12 protein-coding genes and 1 tRNA gene are annotated in these 20,321 nt (G+C 38.5%); 6 read left to right on the forward strand and 7 right to left on the reverse strand.

From position 1 onward, the window contains the following. Positions 1–65 precede the first annotated feature (65 nt). The 3 genes from HME7025_RS12320 to HME7025_RS12330 form a co-directional block, all read right to left on the reverse strand. Positions 66–1,364 carry an amidohydrolase family protein gene (locus HME7025_RS12320; RefSeq protein WP_109324461.1) on the reverse strand — a complete coding sequence of 433 codons (1,299 nt, stop codon included), beginning with the start codon at positions 1,362–1,364 and terminating at the stop codon, positions 66–68. Between the two features lie 11 nt (positions 1,365–1,375). After that, on the reverse strand, positions 1,376–4,381 hold the full coding sequence (locus HME7025_RS12325) for an amidohydrolase family protein (protein ID WP_109324462.1): 3,006 nt from the start codon (positions 4,379–4,381) through the stop codon (positions 1,376–1,378). A gap of 64 nt (positions 4,382–4,445) precedes the next feature. Continuing rightward, positions 4,446–5,819, reverse strand: a complete 1,374-nt coding sequence (locus tag HME7025_RS12330; protein WP_154401975.1) for a DUF6056 family protein — start codon at positions 5,817–5,819, stop codon at positions 4,446–4,448. A gap of 258 nt (positions 5,820–6,077) precedes the next feature. Between HME7025_RS12330 and HME7025_RS12335 the strand changes: the two genes are divergently transcribed. Continuing rightward, complete coding sequence (locus HME7025_RS12335; RefSeq protein WP_109324464.1) at positions 6,078–7,817, forward strand: T9SS type A sorting domain-containing protein; 1,740 nt, start codon at positions 6,078–6,080, stop codon at positions 7,815–7,817. Positions 7,818–7,819: 2 nt separating this feature from the next. Here HME7025_RS12335 and HME7025_RS12340 read toward each other — a convergent pair whose 3' ends face one another. Then, positions 7,820–8,230: a GNAT family N-acetyltransferase gene (locus HME7025_RS12340; protein ID WP_109324465.1), complete on the reverse strand. Its 411-nt coding sequence runs from the start codon at positions 8,228–8,230 to the stop codon at positions 7,820–7,822. Between the two features lie 131 nt (positions 8,231–8,361). Here HME7025_RS12340 and HME7025_RS12345 point away from each other — a divergent pair, with 131 nt between their 5' ends. Then, a complete protein-coding gene (locus HME7025_RS12345; protein WP_226998230.1) occupies positions 8,362–10,824 on the forward strand; it encodes a bifunctional YncE family protein/alkaline phosphatase family protein in 2,463 nt (820 codons plus the stop codon). Beyond that, entirely contained in the window at positions 10,814–12,832 is a 2,019-nt protein-coding gene (locus tag HME7025_RS12350; RefSeq protein ID WP_109324466.1) for a TonB-dependent receptor plug domain-containing protein, read from the forward strand. Before HME7025_RS12345 ends, HME7025_RS12350 begins: the two co-directional genes overlap by 11 nt. Positions 12,833–13,076: 244 nt before the next feature. On the opposite strand, the gene HME7025_RS12355 is transcribed toward HME7025_RS12350, so the two are convergent. The 3 genes from HME7025_RS12355 to HME7025_RS12365 all read right to left on the reverse strand — a co-directional run bounded on the left by HME7025_RS12355 (position 13,077) and on the right by HME7025_RS12365 (position 16,703). Then, a complete protein-coding gene (locus HME7025_RS12355; RefSeq protein ID WP_109324470.1) occupies positions 13,077–15,494 on the reverse strand; it encodes a glycoside hydrolase family 95 protein in 2,418 nt (805 codons plus the stop codon). A gap of 8 nt (positions 15,495–15,502) precedes the next feature. Then, positions 15,503–16,450 carry a TIM barrel protein gene (locus tag HME7025_RS12360; protein WP_109324472.1) on the reverse strand — a complete coding sequence of 316 codons (948 nt, stop codon included), beginning with the start codon at positions 16,448–16,450 and terminating at the stop codon, positions 15,503–15,505. Positions 16,451–16,630: 180 nt separating this feature from the next. Continuing rightward, positions 16,631–16,703: transfer RNA gene (locus HME7025_RS12365), tRNA-Phe, on the reverse strand. A gap of 139 nt (positions 16,704–16,842) precedes the next feature. On the opposite strand from HME7025_RS12365, the gene lptB reads away from it, so the two are divergent. The 3 genes from lptB to HME7025_RS12380 all read left to right on the forward strand — a co-directional run bounded on the left by lptB (position 16,843) and on the right by HME7025_RS12380 (position 20,320). Next, positions 16,843–17,574, forward strand: coding sequence for an LPS export ABC transporter ATP-binding protein (gene lptB / locus HME7025_RS12370; RefSeq protein ID WP_109324473.1), 732 nt, complete (start codon positions 16,843–16,845; stop codon positions 17,572–17,574). Positions 17,575–17,699: 125 nt separating this feature from the next. Next, on the forward strand, positions 17,700–18,827 hold the full coding sequence (locus tag HME7025_RS12375; protein WP_109324476.1) for a trans-sulfuration enzyme family protein: 1,128 nt from the start codon (positions 17,700–17,702) through the stop codon (positions 18,825–18,827). Positions 18,828–18,910: 83 nt separating this feature from the next. Further along, positions 18,911–20,320 carry a capsule assembly Wzi family protein gene (locus HME7025_RS12380; protein ID WP_109324490.1) on the forward strand — a complete coding sequence of 470 codons (1,410 nt, stop codon included), beginning with the start codon at positions 18,911–18,913 and terminating at the stop codon, positions 20,318–20,320. Position 20,321 lies beyond the last annotated feature (1 nt).

The following is a 20,321-nucleotide window of genomic DNA, read 5'->3' on the forward strand; positions in this document are numbered from 1 at the left end:
ATGAGAATTTCAGGCTTAGTAGTAAAATCAAAAAAAGCCTGTGTTCGTAAGACACAGGCTAATCATTACTTTATTTGATACTTATACTTATATCGCTCAAACAACTGAGTATGTTTGTTTTGTAAGTCAATGAAACGACCTTGAATAAAAGCATGGCTCAAAACACTCGACTTCATATCCAATAAATCTCCTTGGCAAATCAAGATGTTAGCATCTTTTCCATTTTCAATGGTTCCCGTTCTCTTTTCTATTCCTAAAATCTTAGCAGGGTTAAGTGTAATAACCTGCAAAGCCTCTTCTTTGGTCAAACCATAAGCCGCCAATGTTCCTGCCATAAAAGGCAAATTCCTTTGTTGGGTATAGCCATCTCCAGAATCCTGACTAATACTTACCAAAATCCCCGCTTTATACAAGATAGCTCCCGTCTTATATGGCTGATCTACTGCATCATCTTCAGTAGCTGGTAAACTATGAGGTTCCGATAAAATAACACTCACTTGGTTTTCCTTCAAAATATCCGCTATCATCCAGCTATCTGCCCCCCCTGCAATGACCAATTTAAAATTAAACTCCTTGTTCAATTCAATGGCAGCCAACATTTCTTTCACTAAATCACAATGAATATATAGGGATTGGCTTCGATCAAACAGCCCTTTTACAGCTTCAAATTTCAAATTAACTTCTGCATGCGATTTTTCATTTAAATAAGCCTTGGCTTCTCTGAAAAAACCCTTGGCCTGCTCAATGCGCGCTAAGCCCGCTCTAACTGGATCACCAGCAGGAGCATTCCCCCGGCGAACATTATTGGGACGATTAATCAAAGCAGGCATGGTCATGTGAATTCCTTCATCGACCAAATAGGCTGCGTCTTCCCAGTTCCAAGCATCTAATTGTACCACACTGGAGCTACCGGTGATTAATCCTCCTTGTGGAACTATCTGAGCTAATAAAACCCCGTTAGTTCTTAATGTATTAATCACTTTACTATCCGTATTATAGGCTACCAATGAACGGACATTAGGATGTATATCTCCCAACTCTACATAATCCAACGTAGCTCGCGTTGAGCTTACTTCCACCAAACCTAAATTGGTATTAGGAGCAATGATTCCTGGATAAATATGCTTGCCAGTCGCATCGATATGTTCCACATCCGTCCCTAAACTAGGAGATGTACTTTCTATTTTCAATTTCCCCTTCTCAATAATTAAATTACTTTTCTCAATTATTTGGCCATTCCCAACGTGAATGGTTGCTCCAGTAATCACGATTTTCTTCGTTTGAGCCGGAGAAGGATGCATGGTTTCCTGCGCCTGAAGCCCCAGAGAAATCATACTTAATATAGCTATGAATATTTTTTTCATGTTGATGTCTATTAATTTTCTGTCAATACCATGCGAGATTGAATACGCTCCCAAAGACTTTTGTCGTGTTGGTGATCTTCTTCGCAATTATTCATTTCCTTAAAAGTAGGTGCTGCTGGACGAGTACTTGCTCCTCCTTTTTTGGCGCTAGCCATTTTTTGAACCAATCGTTGTTTTTCTGCTTTCAAATTAGCTTGTAATGTAGCATCCAAGTCACGATCAAAAACAATCATTCCATCCACAATTGTTTTTTCAGATTTAGCATAAATACTTAAAGGATGAGCTGACCAAAGTACCAAGTCGGCATCTTTACCTTCTTTAATACTTCCAACCCGGTCCGCCACATGCAACATTTTAGCTGGATTCAATGTCACCATTTTCAATGCATCTTCTTCACTCATTCCTGCATATTTCACCGATTTAGCTGCTTCCTGATTCAAACGACGAGCCATTTCTGCATCATCTGAATTGATGGCTACATTAATTCCATTTTTCTGCATTAAATAGGCATTTTGAGGAATGGCATCAAGAACTTCCATTTTATAATTCCACCAATCACTGAACGTAGATGCATTGGCTCCATACTGCTTCATTTTATCGGCTACTTTATAACCTTCCAAAATGTGCGTAAATGTATTGACCGAAAAATTAAAACTTGCTGCTACCTTCATCATGGAATTAATTTCACTCTGAACATAGGAATGGCAGGTTATAAATCGCTTCTTATTCAGAATTTCCAACAGTGTTTCTAATTCCAAATCGATACGTTTGCCTGGTCCTAATTTTTCATATTCTCTCGCACGAGTAAAGGCATCTACCAATACTTGTTCTACGCCCATTCTCGAATCTGGGAAACGGTTATTGGCAGCATTATAAGAACGCTTCACGTTTTCTCCCAAAGCGAATTTGATGAAAGGATCCCAATTTGCAAACTTCATTTGCTCCGCATTTTGACCCCAACGGAATTTGATTAATTGAGTTTGACCTCCAATGGTATTACAGCTACCATGTAAAATATGACTGCTTGTTACACCTCCGCTCAATTGTCTATAAATGTCCACATCTTCTGGATCAATGACATCGGCTACTCGCACCTCAGCGGTTACAGACTGGGAACACTCGTTAATTCCTCCTGCTGCAGCTACGTGTGAATGCTCATCAATGATCCCAGCGGTAACGTGCTTATTGGTTCCATCAATCACTTTCGCAGAAGCATCTTTGAGATTTTTCCCCACCGAAACGATTTTCCCATTCTTCACCAAAACATCTGTTTCTTTCAATACCCCCTGTTTTTCATTCGTCCAAACCGTGGTATTTTTAATCAATATCGTTTCTTGTTTCGGTATGCTTTTTTGACCAAAACCATTGAATGGATAAACCAAAGATCCAATGGCCTCCTCATCTGCTTTCTTTTCCTTTTTATCTGATTTGCTTTCTTCCAAAGCTCCCGCACGAGTCGCTTTCCAGCTAACCCAATCTCCAGAGGCTAACTGACCCGTTCCTAACCAATTGGCACCTTGTTGTGTACCAGTCAATCGAATACGTTTTCCCGCGTCTCCCTTTTTAGTGAATACCAAATTGACCAATTGGTCTTTTTGGCTCAAGTCCACTTGAATGGTATCAGCGCCTTGTAAAGTTGCTTTTAAGTCTGGCTTAACCAGTAAGGTATATTTCTCTGAACCTAATTGGAAAGCATATTTCCCTGTTAAATTTGACCAAGCATCTACTTGTACACCATATCCATTCCCTTGCACCCAGTTTTCCACAATTTGTGTTTTATCCTGGAAAATAGGACTTGTGGTTATCAGAAAATTAGCCAACTTCCCTGCCTCCAAAGTTCCAACCTGATCCGCAATTCCTAATAGCTGAGCTGGGCTAGTCGTCAAAGCTTCCATCGCTTTTTGCTCCGATAGACCCATCTGAATCGCCTTTTTCAAGTTAGTCATGAAAGAAGATGTTTCTTTCAATCCGTTCGTAGTTAAAGCAAAAGGAATTCCTGCCTTTTCGAAAGCAGCTGGGTTCGTTGGAGCTAATTCCCAATGTTTTAATTCAGCTACATTCACAAAACGCGCATCTGTAGGATCTTCCAAATCCATAGCTTGAGGAAAAGCTAATGGTAAAATGAAGCTCGCTTTCGTGGCTTTAATATCTTCGATGCGCTGATATTCATCTCCTGCCGCTTTGATGATGTATTGTACGCCAAATTCATCCCCTATTTTGTCGGCACGTAAGGCCGACCATTTATCACTTACTTCAAAAATTTGAGGCAAGGACAAATTCTCATTGAAAGAAGATAAACTCAGATTTAAGCCTTCTTTGATTGGTTTAGATTTGTACCATTGGGCATCTAAAAAATTCTGTCTCAATAAGGCTACACTTCCCATTAAAGACGTTGGATAATCTTGAGTAGATGCTCCTTTGCTAAAAGAATAATGTGCAGATGCTTTTTCCTTCAATATGACTAAATTCTCCTTTAAGTTGGCCAAGCTTACAATAGCTCCTACACCTCTGGAAATCCCGTCCATTTGATGTGTTAAAACAACCCCAAATCCTGATTGTCTTAATTCCTTCGCTTTAGCTTCATTGACATTAAATAATTTCACATGGTCTACTTCTGACTTCAAAGCTTGGTTCCAAGAATAGGGCCCTTTGGTATTGGATAGCATTTGAGCAGGACTACGAAAATTGGTACCTCCACTTGAAATAGCCGGAGTTCCATAATCGGAATACATATCAATAAACGATGGATAAATATATTTACCTTGACAATCGAGCACAACCGCTTCTTTTGGAATAGGTATATTAACTCCTACTTGTTCGATTTTCCCTTGTCGAATGATCAAGGTCGCATCTGTCAATGTATTTTTAGCATCTTTCACGATGGTCGCATGCGTAAAAGCATAATATCCTTGACGAGGATTAGCGACATCATTGAGGGGATACGTTATTTGGGCTAGAATAGGAATACTGATAACCCATAAGAGGGCCACTGCCCCCAAAGTAAAAAGGTGTTTCATAGTAAGTTTGTTAATGAATTTTAAAGGTAATCATTGAATGACTTTTCTTAACCTGTTTTGCCATTTAATTGTTTTTCAGTCGAACTTGTTTTTTGCCATAATACTTGGCTATGCATTTACACCACAAATGGCTTGAATCCGTTGAAATTTCCTCGTTAAATAAAAAGGCTGATTTAGTCTGAATGGCTGGTATTTCCACCTGGTCAGCAGGATTATGTTGAAGAGCCTCGAATCTAGCTTTCTGCTCTTTGGCAAATTGAAATGCTGTACCAGAACTAATTTCGGTTGCCATCAGGTGGGCACTTTTACTAAAATGCATATTTGGTAAAATCAATAACATGATGAGCAATTGAACAGGAAATTGGGCTTTTTCAGGTATAGACCAGGTTAACTTTTGATGCAGAACAAAACTCAAATAACTGGAACCTAATAATAAATACATAAACAATAAACTCAAGGTCCGATTTGGGATACCTGTTTCATCTAATGCCAAAGAAATAGGTAAAAAGCTCAGATAATACCCCAATGTCAAAATACCTAAAATCCCAAAGAAAAGAGGCCATGAGAGAGTATATGCTTGTTTTTTGCCCGTTCCAAATAAAAGAATCCAAATATTCATAAGCCAAAATAATGGCTCCTTTAAAAACAGATACAATTGATGAATGGCACTTTTTGCAGCCTCTAATAAGCCATCAACTAAGGCAATGTGCTTAGTAGCACGAATGGCATTACCTGGTGCCAAAAAGACAATAGCTAAACCTAATACCCCTACTATTCCCAAAACCCAAAGTTCAGCTTCAATCCGTTTGTTTTTGATTATGCGATACAGTTGTATGCATCCAAATACGGCTGAAAAGAATATCATCGTGATCTCACTACTTCCGATTAGAAGAAATAATACAAGAGGTAAAATGAAATACCTAATCCAAACTCCTTTTTCAAAATAATACAGATTAAAAAACAAGATGACTAATTGAAAAGATAAGGCATAAAATAAGCCTGAAAACCAAAAGTACCATTCATAAAATCCGGGAATCGTATACCAACCTATGGCTTGAAAAACCAGAGCACTCCAGATGACGGTGGCATTCCACCAAGGTTTCTGAAAGATATTTTTGAATAAAAAAAGTGCATTAGCCAATCCTAGACCCATAACAATCCAAGTCCCCCATTTGAAATATCCAAAATCTGGACTAAATATTAGTGGATTCAAATGCAGCATGACATTACCAAAATATCGACCACTCCAACCGATATAATACTGATAAGCACCTCCAAAAACGCCATATTCTTTCCCTACCCAAGCGAAACAAAAATCATCAGTGATATTCGGTCCATTGGCAATTGCCATACTTCCCATCAAGTATGCCATCATACCCCAAAAAAAGAAACCCAACAAAAGGAGTACGAGTGGTTTAATATTGGATTGGGGGGGCATCGTTTTGGACATATTCTTACAAATAGAACTCTACAAAAGGTAGGTATGGGGTAAAAATACGCATAAAAAACAAAAAAATTAACCCCAAATCAATTTGAATCAACTCGTTGAATTTGCCCATTTCAGACTAATGGAAAAATAATTTAATGTCGGATTGAAATGAAAGGAATGAATAAATTTAAAAATATTGATACCTTGTACATGGTTTCCTAAATATATTTGTTAGAAATTTTCAGCTAGGGAAAGAAAAGCATATCCATGATTCATCGAATTTTAATTTTTTGTTGCCTCTTAGGTTTTTGTATTAAAACAGAATTGAGTGCCCAAAAAATTGGCGATTTTGTATTCAATAAATTACCTCAGAATTATCACTTTTATCCTAGAGATGACAAAAACAAAGCTGATATCATCATTGCAGCCGATGTAACCAATAAATCGGTTACTGCTGTATCAGTAAAAGTTTTACGCAATGGCAGCTTATTTAAATATGCCAAATCGGCCCTGTCTGCCAACAGTCCCTATAAAAACAACATTAGCATTAATGCAGAATTAGCCGAATATGATGTTGAGATTTATCAATTCATTGGTCTCGATTCTAGCTTAGTTGTCAAAAGAAAGAACATTGTAGCAGGAGATGCCTTTTTAGTTAGTGGCCAGTCAAATGCTTGGATTGGACCTATCGACGAGAAAGTTTTTCAAGGGGAATATTTACGTTCCTTTGGTGCAGTACAAGGTTCAGATAATTACGGGCCATACAACTTAGCGGATACCCTTTGGTCACTTGCTACAGACAAAGCCCGTGTAGGACCATGGGTTTCTGAAATAGCTAAATATTTAATTGAATCTGAAAAAGTCCCATTTTGCTTTATTAATTCAGCAGCAGGGGGCTCGGCTATCGACTTCCATTTGATATTGGATGGTGATTTGAAAGCGCCTTATGGTGGCAACATCATGCTCTATAAGGCCATGAAAGCCGGAGTACTGGATAAGGTTCAGGCCATTATTTACCGACAAGGTGAGGCGGAATCCACACTTCCTGTGGGTAGTCCATTTGATTGGTGGTGGAAATTTGACCAGTTAAAAACAAAATATAAAAAGTTCTTTCCCAGTGCTAAATACGTTTTTTGCCCACAGACCAACGTCTACGAATTTCAGTATTCCCCAGCGGCTTTGGTTAGAGAAAATCAACGAGCACAGTATACCAATGATTTATATGTCAAATCCTTTGCAACCGTAGGTACCAAGCAGTTTGATGGTCTCCATTATGGAAATGAGGGTTATCGTCAAAGTGGTTTTGAATTATTCCGCATTATTTCGGCTGAAATATATAAGCGACCATGGGATAAACAGGTTTATAGTCCCAATGTTGTTAAAGCCTATTTCAAATCAAAATCTGAAACGAGAAAGTTGTATCTGGAGTTTGAACAAGGTCAAATTATGATCGCTCCTACTGATACTACATTTATCGATCCAACAGGTAAAACGCAGAAGCGCAATATGAAGGATAATTTCTTCTACGATGGAATTAATGCGGTGAGTGCGGCCAAATTCATAGACAACATCGAAGTGGAAGGAAATAAGGTCATTTTAAACTTGAATCAGGAATACCCAAGTGAGATCATTAGCTATTTGCCTGATTATTTTAGAGAATTTTATACTTTCAATAAAGCACCTTTCCCTGGACCCTTTATCCGAAATAAAGCAGGAATGCGGGCATTTGCATTTTCTTCCATTCCCATAGTTCGATTAGACCAGAACTTTGAATTTAGTATTGGCCCGAATCCTGCGGTGGATAAAATCACCATTCGCTGGCAGAATATGTCGACTGGCACTTTGAAAATATATGACATGAAAGGTAATATTGTCTTTGAAGATACTTACCTCGCCGTATTTTTTAAAGATGTGGATTTGTCCAAATTACCAGCGGCCAATTACTTTTTAAGCACTACTGGCCTTGATGGATCTACGATCACCAAACGCTTAGCGATAGTAAAATAGTCCTATTGAATTTCATTAACATCGTCGATGAAAAAGCAAAAATCATGTTTTTGCATACCAATTTTAGGATAATAAGCTTGAGCAGCAGGAGCTGCTAGTAAGATTAATTTGGCACTGGGATGCATTTTTTTGACCCGAATCACTAACTCTTTCCCTATTCCTTGATGTTGAAATGCTTCATCTACTGCCAAATCAGCTAAATAAGTAGTAAATACAAAATCTGTCATGCCTCTGGCAAGTCCTACTAATTTTTCGCCCGCATAAGCTCCTACATATACATTAGCGTTTTCTAACATTAGTTGCATAGCAGCCAAATCCTGCAAGGGTCTTCGTTGACCAAGAGTTGATTTATCTAAAATCTCGATAAAATCTTCAACATTCAATGTGGGGTTTTCCCGATAGTAAATATCCATACAATCTACATTTAACTCCTATAAATTTAGTTTTTCTATTTATGGACAATTTTACTAAATCATTAAAAAATAAATACAGGATTCATTTATTTAAAAATGCTTGTAAATTGAACATTCAAAACCTTTTACTTATGAAAATCCATTTCTCCAAAAGCCTATTCTTAGGCTTGGCTTGCTCGTTAATCGTGAGTCATACTATGCTGTCACAAGGAGCAAGTAAATTACAACAAGATTTACAGAAAAAGAGGGTCAGACTTCCCAACGGATGGAAATTATCTCCACATGGCAAATCGCTGTCATTAGGTGATTTACCTTTGAATTTAGCTGTATCAGCCAATAAACAATGGATGGTGGCAACCAATAATGGCCAAAGTATCCAAAGTTTACAATTAATAGATACGAAATCGAATGAAGTAGTTCACAGTATTGAAGTCGCTAAATCTTGGTATGGATTAGCCATATCTCAAGATAATAAAACTGTTTATGCTTCGGGTGGAAATGATAACAAGGTATTAAAATTTGAAATAAGCAATAAGCAATTAGTTGCCAAAGGTTCTATTTCGTTGACAGATAAAGCAAAAGACATCATCTCTCCTACTGGAATGGCTTTGGACGATGAGCGTGGAATATTATATGTGGTATCCAAAGACAACAATAAACTCTATTTGATAGATGTTCGCCAAAATAAAGTGAGTGACACCTTTCCTTTACCTGCCGAAGGATTTACTTGTTTATTAAGCCCTAAGCGAGATAAATTATACATTTCTATTTGGGGAGGCGCGCAAATATTACCCTTCAATTGCCAATCAAAAAGCTTTGATAAAGGCATTCCAGTTGGCGATCATCCTAATGAAATTTTATTAACAAAAGATGGCAATACCCTATTTGTTGCCAATGCAAATGACAACTCTGTTTCGGTCATTAATACGCGTAGCAACCAAGTGATAGAGGTATTGAATGCCGCCTTATTTCCTAATGCCTTGGAAGGCTCTTCTACGAACGGATTGGCATTATCAGAAGATGAAGAACGCTTGTATATCTCAAATGCAGACAATAATTGTTTAGCTGTTTTTGAGGTAGAGAATCCAGGCAAATCGAAGTCTCTTGGATTTATTCCAGTGGGCTGGTATCCTACCGCGGTGAAAGTCATTGGACAAACTGTCTATGTTGCCAATGGAAAAGGATTTTCTTCTTTTGCCAATCCGAAAGGACCAAATCCCATGGCAAAAATTCAAAAAGTAACATATCAGCAAGCAGATAATGAGAAAAAAGCTAAAGTAGAATACATAGGAGGTTTGATGAAAGGAACCATGTCTCTATTTCAAGAACCTAGTAGAGCAGAATTAGCCATTTTATCTAAAGCGGTATATACCAATACTCCATACAATAAACAGATTGAGCTTCAAGCAAAAGGAGAAAAAGGAAATCCAATCCCAACCAAAGTTGGGGGTAAATCACCCATCAAATATGTATTTTATGTTTTAAAGGAAAACCGTACTTATGATCAGGTTTTAGCAGATGTAAAGGGTGGAAATGGCGATTTATCCTTGCTTTTATTTGGAGAAAAAGTAACTCCGAACCAACATAAATTAGTGAAAGACTTTGTCTTACTAGATAATTTTTATGTCGATGGAGAGGTTAGTTCAGATGGACACAACTGGTCTACTTCGGCCCATGCAACGGATTATTTGGAAAAAACCTGGCCAACAGGTTATGGAGGAAGAGGTGGTAAATATGATGGGGAAGGGAATCGTGCCATAGCAAATCCAAAAAATGGATTCATTTGGGATTATTGCAAAAGAGCAGGCGTTTCGTATCGGACATATGGAGAATTCGCTGATGATTTCAAGCCCAATATTCCTTCCATTGCAGGCCATTTCTGTCCAGATTTTCCTTCATTTGATCAGAAAATCATGGATACACTTCGATTCAATCGCTGGAAAAAGGATTTTGATGCCTTACTAGCTAAAAATCAGGTTCCACAATTCAATTCTTTGAGATTCCCTAATGATCATACGGAAGGTCAAAAATTGGGTTCTTACACTCCTACAGCTTTTGTAGCAGAAAATGACTATGCCATTGGTCTATTCGTAGAACATTTATCGAAATCCAAAATTTGGAAAGAAACAGCCGTATTTATTGTGGAAGATGATGCCCAAAATGGCTCAGACCACGTAGATGCACACCGTACTACGGCGTATATAGCAGGAGGTTTTGTAAAACGTGGATTTGTTGACCATACTCCATATTCTACCTCTTCCATGTTAAGAACGATGGAATTGATTTTAGGAATCCCTCCAATGAGTCAATATGACGCTGCTGCAACGCCTATGTACAAATGCTTTACTTCAAAAGCTGATATAAGCCCATTCCAACACATTGCTCCACAGGTGAATATTTTCGAAAAGAATGTAGCCGATAATGCCAGTGCTCGCCTAAGTGAAAAGCTTGATTTCTCGAAGGAGGATGCTATTCCAGATTTAGTGTTGAACCAGATTATTTGGAAGTCGGTACGTGGGGAACACTCAGAAATGCCCGCACCCCGTAGAGCAGCTATTTTAAATACTAAAGAGGAAGAAGGTGATGAAGATTAAGTTAACAACAGTCATTTCATTGTATTTAATGAGTCAAGGCTTACCGGTTATAGCCCAAAAAACAGCAAGTGACACTTTGCAAAACATTGTGGTAAGTGCGAGTAGGAGTGTCCAAAATGCCTTAAAAACACCTTATGCAACTCAAATTTGGACAGATTCTACGATCCAACAAAAAAGTGCACGAACCAGCCCTGAGTTATTGATGAATATGCCAGGCATATTCCTTCAAAAAACCAATCAAGGTGGTGGGTCTATGTTTGTTAGGGGTTTAACGGGTAATCAAACGCTTTTGATGTTGGATGGAATTAGATTCAATAATTCCACATTTCGATATGGCCCTAATCAATACTTAAACACCATTGACCCTTATACCTTAGAAAGAGTAGAAAGCGTCATGGGCTCAGGAGCTGTACAATATGGATCCGATGCTTTAACGGGCGTTATTCATTTGTATAGTCAAAGACCTCAATTTAGCGCGAAACCTTTATTACAAATTGGGCTTCAAAAGCGCTGGGCAAGTAGTGACATGGAAAATTCTTATCAAGGAAAAATCGTGTATAGCCAAAAAAATTGGGGAATCTTAGCCTCAGGATCTACTAAAAAATTTGGTGATTTAATCCGAGGAAATCAATTAGGTGCTCAAAGCCCAAGTGGCTATCAGGAAGGCTCCTCTATGTTTAAGTTTAGACATCAAGCTAGTAAGTCCTTTGAATGGGAAGTAGGCTACCAACAAATGGTTCAAAACAATGTGCCTGTTTACCATAAAATAGTATTAGAGAACTTTGCCATCAATGAAATGGAAAAGCAAAAATACGAACGTGTCTATTGGAAAGGTACTGTAACAACTCCAAAGGCTTGGGCCAATAAAATAACGGGGACATTAGCTTTTCAGTCGAGTTTAGAAAACAGAAGGGCTGAGAAAAATGGAAGTAGTACCTTGCGTGTAGAATCAGATCAAGTAAATTCGCGGAGTGTCAGTATAGATGTGGAAAGTCAATGGACAAAACATTGGTCTTCCACCTCAGGAGTTGAAATCTATCATGATTGGGTTGGAAGTTCTAGATCGGATATCAATCAGTCCTCACAAAAAATCACTCCTTTAAGAGGACTTTATCCAGATCAATCTCGGTATGAGCAGAGCTCTATATTTTCTTTACATCATATCCGAATACCCAATTACCAAATTGAATTAGGTTTACGGTGGCATCAAGTGAAAGCCACTTTACCTGATACGACCTTGGGCTTAAGTGTTGTTGAAAACCAAGCATTGGTTTATACTGCGGGAATTAGCCGATTCATAGGAACCAACTCTTCCATATATCTTTCCAGTAGTTCTGGCTTTCGATCTCCTAATTTAGATGATTTAGGCAGCTTGGGTATCGTTGATTTTAGGTATGAAAAACCGGCCTATCAATTAAAACCAGAGTATTCCTTAAATCTAGAATTGGGCTATAAATTTGAAAATTATCGTTTTCGTCAACAAGTCTCGGTATTCAGAACTAGCTTAAGCAATTTGATTACACGGGTTAAAACAACTGCGGTTATTCAAGGCTATCCTGTTTATGAAAAAAGGAATGTAGAGGAGAGTTATTTGGCGGGAGGCGAATGGTCAGGATTGTATAAAATCAACTCAAAAAGTGCTTTACAAGGCCAATTGTCTTATGTTATAGGTCAAAATTTGACACAAAATGAACCCATGCGACGTATTCCGCCTTTGCATGGATCGATTCAATACCTGATTCAAACTGGACGATTTACCTCTCAAATCGAACATGTATTTGCCTTTAGTCAAGAGCGATTAAGTGCGGGTGATAAATCGGATAACCGAATGAATCCCTTGGGTACGGCTGGTTGGGGTGTGGTGAACTTACAGACTAGCTATGCCCGTAAACATTGGCAGTTAAGCCTTCAACTTCAAAACTTGGGAGATGTAGATTACCGTATGCATGGCTCTGGCATCAATGGGGTTGGTAGAAGTATCTGGGGGCAGTTTCAGATTACCATGTAAAATGAAGAATGTAGAATGAAGAATTTGGAATGGAGAATATCTTGTCCTGAGATAGGCTGATTCCAAGGTCTTTTATATGACTTTTTATTAGGTTAAGCTCTCAATGGAGAATGTAGCATGGAGCACAAAAATCAATTTACATTGATCGGCTAGCATCTACGAAATTTGAAGTACGACGAGAGTCTTTTCCTAAAAAAATTCTCCATTCTACATTCCTAATTCTTCATTCTACATACTACACTCCCTACAAGATTCTCACTTTCTTTCCTTTTGCTATTTGTATTTCTTTAGATGTTCCATTAACAATTAACGTAGTTTTCCCCCCAGGAACTCCTTTGATGTATAACTTTACCACCTGACCATTTTTCCAAGCCATATCAATTTCAAATCCACCTCTTGCCTTCAAACCTTTAACTTCACCTTCCACCTTCCAATCATCTGAAATAGCAGGAAGTAAATAAATTTGATGCATGTCGGATTGTACTAACATTTCTGCTACGGCAGCTGCACCTCCAAAATTTCCATCAATCTGGAATGGAGGATGTGCATCAAATAAGTTAGGATACGTTCCCCCTCCTCGACGGTATTCAATCTTTACCCCGTCCGGTTCTACATATTTCAATAATTCACGATACATTTTATAGGCATGATTCCCGTCTTTTAATCTCGCCCATAAATTGATTCTCCAACCTTTAGACCAGCCTGTGGTTTCATCCCCTTTAATTTCCAAAGTTCTTTTAGCAGCATTCGTCAAGGCTGGTGTGTTTTCTACGGTCAAATGAGTTCCAGGAAACAATCCAAATAAATGACTTTGGTGACGGTGGGTAGGTTCTACATCTTCCCAATCAAAATACCATTCTTGCAAATTTCCTTTTTTGCCCACTTGATATGGGTATAGTTTCTTCAAAGCATCTTGAAGCTTTTGACTAAAAGAGGCATCTTGTTTTAAAATTTTATCTGCTTCAATGAGGTCCTGAAAAAGCTCCCGTATCATGGCCAAATCGGCGGCTCCACCATAGGCTGTTTCTCCTTGATAACCCGTAGGAGTAATAAATCTATTTTCTGGAGAGGTCGATGGAGATGTAATCAAATTGCCATTTTTATCCGGGATTAGCATCGCTAAACAAAACTCGGCTGCACCTTTCATTAATGGATAGGCCTTTTCCTTCAAGAATTTGTCATCCTTTGTAAAACTATAATGTTCCCATAAATGTGTAGCTGCCCAAGCGCCACCCATGTACCAATTAGCCCAACTTGGTGACCCATTTCCAAAATCCCCCACGGGATTCGTCATGGCCCAAATGTCCGAATTATGATGAACCGTCCAACCAGGTGCATCATAAAAGGTCTTTGCCGTTATTTTACCTGTTTTTTCTAAATTTTCGATAAAGCTGAGAAATGGGGCATGCATTTCTGATAAATTGGTATTTTCTGCTAACCAATAATTCTCTTCAGCATTAATATTCATCGTATAATTACTACTCCAAGGTGGTTGAATATGTGGATTCCAAAGCCCTTGTAAATTAGCAGGTACACCCAAGGTTCTAGAACTTGATATCAATAAGTAACGGCCAAATTGAAAATACAAAGTTTCTAAATAAGGATCTTTTTCTCCTTTAGCATACCTTCTTAGACGATCATCTGTGGGAAGCTCAGGGGCTTGTTCTCCTCCCAAATGAAGGCTTACTCGTTTAAAATACTGTTGATAATCTTGAATATGCCTAGCTCGCATCTCAACAACCGTTTTTCTACTGGCTACTTGTAATTGTTCTTGAGCAATTGCATCGTCATTTAGACCCTGACTTTGTGGATTTTTATCAAATCCATTAAAACTAGTAGCTAATGACACTAAAATAGTTGCCTCTGTGGCATTGGAAAGACTAACAGTACTATCTGTTCTGGCCACTTGACCATCCGTAGACTGTAATAAAACATCAGCGGAGAAGCGAGTTCCTTGATTTTCCTTAAAAATGATTGGATTCCCTTTTTTCCTAACATAATTAGGATCTGCTCGCACGGGAGCTACTCCTTGAAAATGTAGGTGATTGATGGTTGACTTCGATTTGTACTTCAATTTGGAACCGAATCTAACACTAAAATTGAGCCCTTTAGCTTGAGAACTTTTCAAGTGAATCACTAATATTTTGTCGGGATAAGAGACAAAGTATTCTTTAGAAATAGTTTGGTTGCCTGCATCATACTTCACTGAAGCTATGGCCTTTTCCAAATCCAATTCTCGGTAATAATTCTTTACAGAGCTAGATTTAAAATCAATGTATAAGTCACCCAATGGTGCATATGACTCCGAAAATTTACCTTGTAATTTACGGACTAAAGAATCCGCCAATTTATAATTTTCATTTTTAAGTGCTTCTCGAACTGCAGGTAAATGTTTGTAAGCTTGCGGATTCATGTTGGGATCCATGGGCTCTCCTGACCAAAGTGTGATATCATTTAAATGAATCTTATCGGTATCTGTACCTCCATAGACGGTAGCTCCGATTCGGCCATTACCTAAAACCAATGCTTCTTCAAAATATTGAGCAGGTTTATTATACCAAAGTTTTAATTTTTTTGAGGGAGAAGAATTTGCAGGTTCAGTGGCTAATGATACAAAAGTTATTCCACTAAAAAGAGCTATCAGTAAACTGAATTTTTTCATGAATTTAATTATACTTTATATTGGGCATTTACTCGTTTAACTACAGCTTTCATCTTTTCCAAGCCCGTTTTTGCCACCAACAAAGGATCTTGCATGTAAAGTTGTTTATTAAACAATTCTAAGGATAATACGACCGGTTGGGCACTTGGTTTTAAGGCATGAACAATTTTATCAATAGGAGCTTCCCCATCGCCAGCATAGATGCGATCCGCGTCTTTAATTTGGTCGGGCTTAATACTAGTAACATAATCATTGATATGAAAAATTTCGATGGAATTCTCTCCTACCAAATGTAGGCTTTCATGGCTAGATCCTCCTTTGTAGATATGAAATACATCTAGTAATAAACGCGCCTTCGCATGTCCACTTTCTGCAGCTACAAAAAGCACATCTGCCACTCGATGTAAGTTCTTCGAATGCCCCCACATTTCCAATTGTGGAATCACATTCATTTGTTCCCCTAATTCTAAGATGGTTCTGTAACGTTCCGCAGCAGCCTTTAAATTTAAACCGGCCTCTGTCGTAGCTCCCATAGGAGGTGCGGCGGTACGTTTACATCCTAATTCGGCCAATATGCCCATTTCTCGTTTCAATTGCTCAATTCCTTTGCTTCGAGTAGTTGTGTCATCCACGATCCACTGAGCAAAACCTATGGCATTTTCAATTGTTAAACCTAAATCAGCAATACGTTTTTTGGCCTCAACAATGGTCCCTCCAGAAGCTAAATATTTTTCTAAGGTAGGCATCCAAATTTCCACGGATCTAAATCCAGCTTGAGAAGCTACTTCTAATTCTTTGATAAAACCTAAATTTTGTCCCATGATGGTACTTAGGTTTAAACTCAAGCGAAAAGTGTTTTTGGATGGAATATTTTGAGCTTGAGAAAAAGTTGGAGCAAGCGCCATACCAGCGGTTGCACCTGATGCTTTCAATACATCCCTTCGACTTATTTTCATAGTGAATAGCTTAGATAAAATCAGTTTATTCATATCATTTGCACTTAAAATTGGTAAATGACATGTAGATTTGTCAACTTTTGGAAAGTTGACAAATCTAAGCAAACAGAATCAAATCTAGCCTAATATTACGTAAAAAAAAAGACCCTAACTTTCGTCAGGGTCTTTCTAAAATTGAAGTGGTAGAGCCCGGACTCGAACCGGGGACACACGGATTTTCAGTCCGATGCTCTACCAACTGAGCTACTCCACCTCAATTGCCCGATTGCTTTCGGGATTGCAAAAGTATGAATATTTTTTAAAAATGGCAATCCCCAAAATAAAAAAAATGGAAAAAGCTTGGAATGTGCATTCTTCTTGCTGACCCCAACTCTTTTCCCTATTTTTGAAATATGATCCTAAGAACAGAAAATCTGGTAAAAAAATACGGCCAACGCTTGGTCAATGACCACATTAGCTATCAGGTTGCCCAAGGAGAAATTGTTGGACTACTAGGACCCAATGGGGCCGGAAAAACAACCTCTTTTTATATAGCCACAGGCTTAGTAAAGCCTAATGAAGGCAAAGTTTGGTTAGATGATCTGGACGTCACCCACCTTCCCATGTACAAGCGTGCTAGGTTAGGAATTGGATACTTAGCTCAAGAAGCATCTGTTTTCAGAACACTCACCGTGGAAGAAAATATTTTGGCAGTGCTAGAAATGACCAAACTGACCAAAGCGGAGCAAAAAGAGAAAACGGAATTACTATTGGAAGAGTTTTCTTTAACTCACGTTAGAAAAAGTCTGGGACAAGTACTGTCAGGAGGAGAACGTAGGCGAACTGAGATTGCAAGGGCATTAGCAGTAGACCCCAAGTTTATCTTATTAGATGAACCCTTCGCCGGTGTCGATCCCATTGCGGTCGAAGAAATTCAAAGTATTGTCGCCAAATTAAAATACCGAAATATTGGCATCTTAATAACCGATCACAATGTCGATGAAACACTTTCCATCACCGATCGCGCCTATTTATTGTTTGAAGGAAGAATTCTCAAAGCAGGAACACCTCAAGAATTAGCCGATGACGAACAAGTTCGTCGCTTGTATCTTGGTAAGAATTTCGAATTAAGAAAGAAAAACTAATAAGTTATTAGGGATTAGTTATTAGGGTTTAGAATAGGGCATAATCGCTAATATGGATGAATCTTGATAGTTTGTGGCTTACAATTTTAAACACTAACAACTAATCCCTCCTAGAATGTTTTGACATGAAAAAAGAAACACTAGCCATACATAGTACCAACCTGAAAGATGAAACAGCGGCTTCTATAGCAGCTCCTATCTTCCTAAGTACAACTTTTGAGCGCTCGGAGGATGGTACATATCCCAAAGGACATATGTATGCTAGAAATTCAAGCCCTAACCGCGAAGTGTTGGAAAAAGGTCTGGCCGCATTAGAAGGGGGCCTCAGAGCCTTTGCCTTTGGATCGGGTTTAGCAGCAGTTAATGCCGTTTTTCAATGCCTTCAATCGGGAGATCATATCTTAATGCCCTCAGTAGGTTATTATGCCAGTTATAAACTTGCCGAAGAAATTTTAGGCCCATGGGGTTTACAAGTCTCTCAAGTAGACATGACTGACCTAGAAGCCGTTAAAAATGCGATCCAATCTAACACAAAACTGATTTGGATAGAGTCTCCAGCCAATCCCATGTTAAGTTTAAGCGATATAGTTGGTATCTGCCAAATCGCCAGTAAATTAAGCATTAAAGTCGGGGTTGATAATACTTTGGCAAGTCCCATTTTACAGAACCCCATTGCCCTAGGAGCGGATATTGTGATGCATGCAACGACCAAGTACATTGGCGGACATTCTGACATATTAGGTGGAGCCGTTGTCCTCAAAGAAGATGATGATTGGGCACACAGAATCCAGCGAGTTCAGATTTTAATGGGCGCTACGCCCAATCCGCTGGATTGTTACTTACTGGCTCGAGGTTTAAAAACATTGCCTTTGAGGATGAAAGAACACAGCAAAAACGCCGCCATTTTGGCAGAAAAATTAGAGAATCATCATGCTATAGAAAAAGTACACTACCCAGGACTACCTAGTCATCCTCAGTACGACTTAGCCATGAAGCAAATGCCAAACGGACAAAGTGGCATGATTGCTATTCAGCTAAAAGCATCTGAAAATGCTACACAGAAGTTCGCTTCTACCCTAAATTTGTTCCAACAAGCCACTAGTTTGGGTGGGGTAGAGAGTTTAATCGAACATCGCAAATCCATTGAAGGCCCCCAAAGCAGCACTCCAGGTAATTTATTACGTTTATCGATTGGTTTAGAGCACGTTGACGATTTATGGACCGACTTACGTTCTGCATTAGATAAATTATAAAAGGACGATTCCCATTTATTCAAGCATATTTGTAAATTAGGTGTATAGATTTATGATCAATCTATCCGATATTCATTGTTTGCATGCTTCTTTCTCTACTGTTAAGTTCATTTATTGGTATTACTAGTCCTGCAATAGCCAAAGATACTCTTAGGCATACTTCCGTAGATATCATGGCAGTTGGCGCTACCAATTCCACAAACCCATTTTGGACAAGAAGTTTACAATATGGTACAGTGCCCGTTGAAAATCCAACTGGTATTATTCGTGCAAACACCGGAAAATGGTATAATCCAAAAAAAGACTTTGATTGGACATATCAAATAGAAGCCACAGGCTGGTTAGCTAAAGATTCTAAATTTTTACTATCAGAAGCTTACATTGGCCTTAAAAAAGGGGCATTTGAAGTTTGGAGTGGCGCAAAGAGAGAGGTTATCGGCTTAGGAGATACAACGATGACGGCCGGTTTTTTTATTTGGTCTGGAAATGCCTTACCCATGCCAAAGGTTCATGTTGGCACTAGAAACTATGTTAATATATTACATGATTGGATAGGGATAAATTTCCAATTCGCTCATGGCTGGTTTGATAATCAAGGAGCCATTGCAAACTCCTATTTACATCAAAAATCACTTTATTTACGTTTTGGCCAACCTACCTCCACATGGAATGCTTTTCTAGGTTTTAACCACCAAGTACAATGGGGAGGTAGCAGAAAAGACCCCAAAGGAAGTATTTATGACGTGTATCCTTCCGATTTCAATACATTTACTAAGGTATTACTGGGAACTGGTGAAGGAATTTTACCAGATGATGACGAGAATAATAAATACGGCAACCACTTAGGCAGTTTGGACTTGGGACTTCGTTATCAAAATGATCAGATGGAAATCCTTTTGTACCGACAAAATCCCTATGAATCTGATCGAATTTGGTCATTAAATACCATTGATGATGGCCTCACTGGCCTTTCCTTCAAGTTTAAAGAGACAAAAATCATTGAAGGATTAAGTTTAGAATACCTTTATACAGGAAATCAAGGAACTCACCAAAGCATATTGGGGAATCTATTAAATAAGCAGGATAATGATTATCCCAATATTGTCAATTACCTGAATGTTCGTGGTCGGGATGGTTGGATTTATTCGGGAAGAGGATTAGGTACACCCATACTTATCATGGATAAAGAAAGTCAGCAAGGAGGCGGATTAAGTTTTGCTTATAATGCCGTTAGGTCCATGTATATTGGCGTTAGGGGCACTTTACCCCAACAAATACATTGGATGGCCAGGCTAACTTCTACTTCTTATGATTATCCAGTCATCCCAGTCAATAGTCCATCATCTTATTTAAAGCAATTCTCAGCGTCCTTGAGTTTACAAAAACAAGTCAATAAAAGACTCGGAATTAGTTTTCAAATTGCAACAGATCAAGGTGATCGTACCAAAAATACAGTTGGGGGAATGCTAGGGATAAAATATCGTTTCCCTTAAA

Origin of the sequence: Aquirufa nivalisilvae, from assembly GCF_003143535.1 — a bacterium.
Taxonomy (GTDB): Bacteria; Bacteroidota; Bacteroidia; order Cytophagales; family Spirosomataceae; genus Aquirufa; species Aquirufa nivalisilvae.

Coding starts and splice junctions, on each gene's coding strand:
- HME7025_RS12320 (WP_109324461.1), bottom strand. CDS start 1,364: ATGAAAAAAATATTCATAGCTATATTAAGTATGATTTCTCTGGGGCTT.
- HME7025_RS12325 (WP_109324462.1), bottom strand. CDS start 4,381: ATGAAACACCTTTTTACTTTGGGGGCAGTGGCCCTCTTATGGGTTATC.
- HME7025_RS12330 (WP_154401975.1), bottom strand. CDS start 5,819: ATGCCCCCCCAATCCAATATTAAACCACTCGTACTCCTTTTGTTGGGT.
- HME7025_RS12335 (WP_109324464.1), top strand. CDS start 6,078: ATGATTCATCGAATTTTAATTTTTTGTTGCCTCTTAGGTTTTTGTATT.
- HME7025_RS12340 (WP_109324465.1), bottom strand. CDS start 8,230: ATGGATATTTACTATCGGGAAAACCCCACATTGAATGTTGAAGATTTT.
- HME7025_RS12345 (WP_226998230.1), top strand. CDS start 8,362: ATGAAAATCCATTTCTCCAAAAGCCTATTCTTAGGCTTGGCTTGCTCG.
- HME7025_RS12350 (WP_109324466.1), top strand. CDS start 10,814: ATGAAGATTAAGTTAACAACAGTCATTTCATTGTATTTAATGAGTCAA.
- HME7025_RS12355 (WP_109324470.1), bottom strand. CDS start 15,494: ATGAAAAAATTCAGTTTACTGATAGCTCTTTTTAGTGGAATAACTTTT.
- HME7025_RS12360 (WP_109324472.1), bottom strand. CDS start 16,450: ATGAAAATAAGTCGAAGGGATGTATTGAAAGCATCAGGTGCAACCGCT.
- lptB (WP_109324473.1), top strand. CDS start 16,843: ATGATCCTAAGAACAGAAAATCTGGTAAAAAAATACGGCCAACGCTTG.
- HME7025_RS12375 (WP_109324476.1), top strand. CDS start 17,700: ATGAAAAAAGAAACACTAGCCATACATAGTACCAACCTGAAAGATGAA.
- HME7025_RS12380 (WP_109324490.1), top strand. CDS start 18,911: ATGCTTCTTTCTCTACTGTTAAGTTCATTTATTGGTATTACTAGTCCT.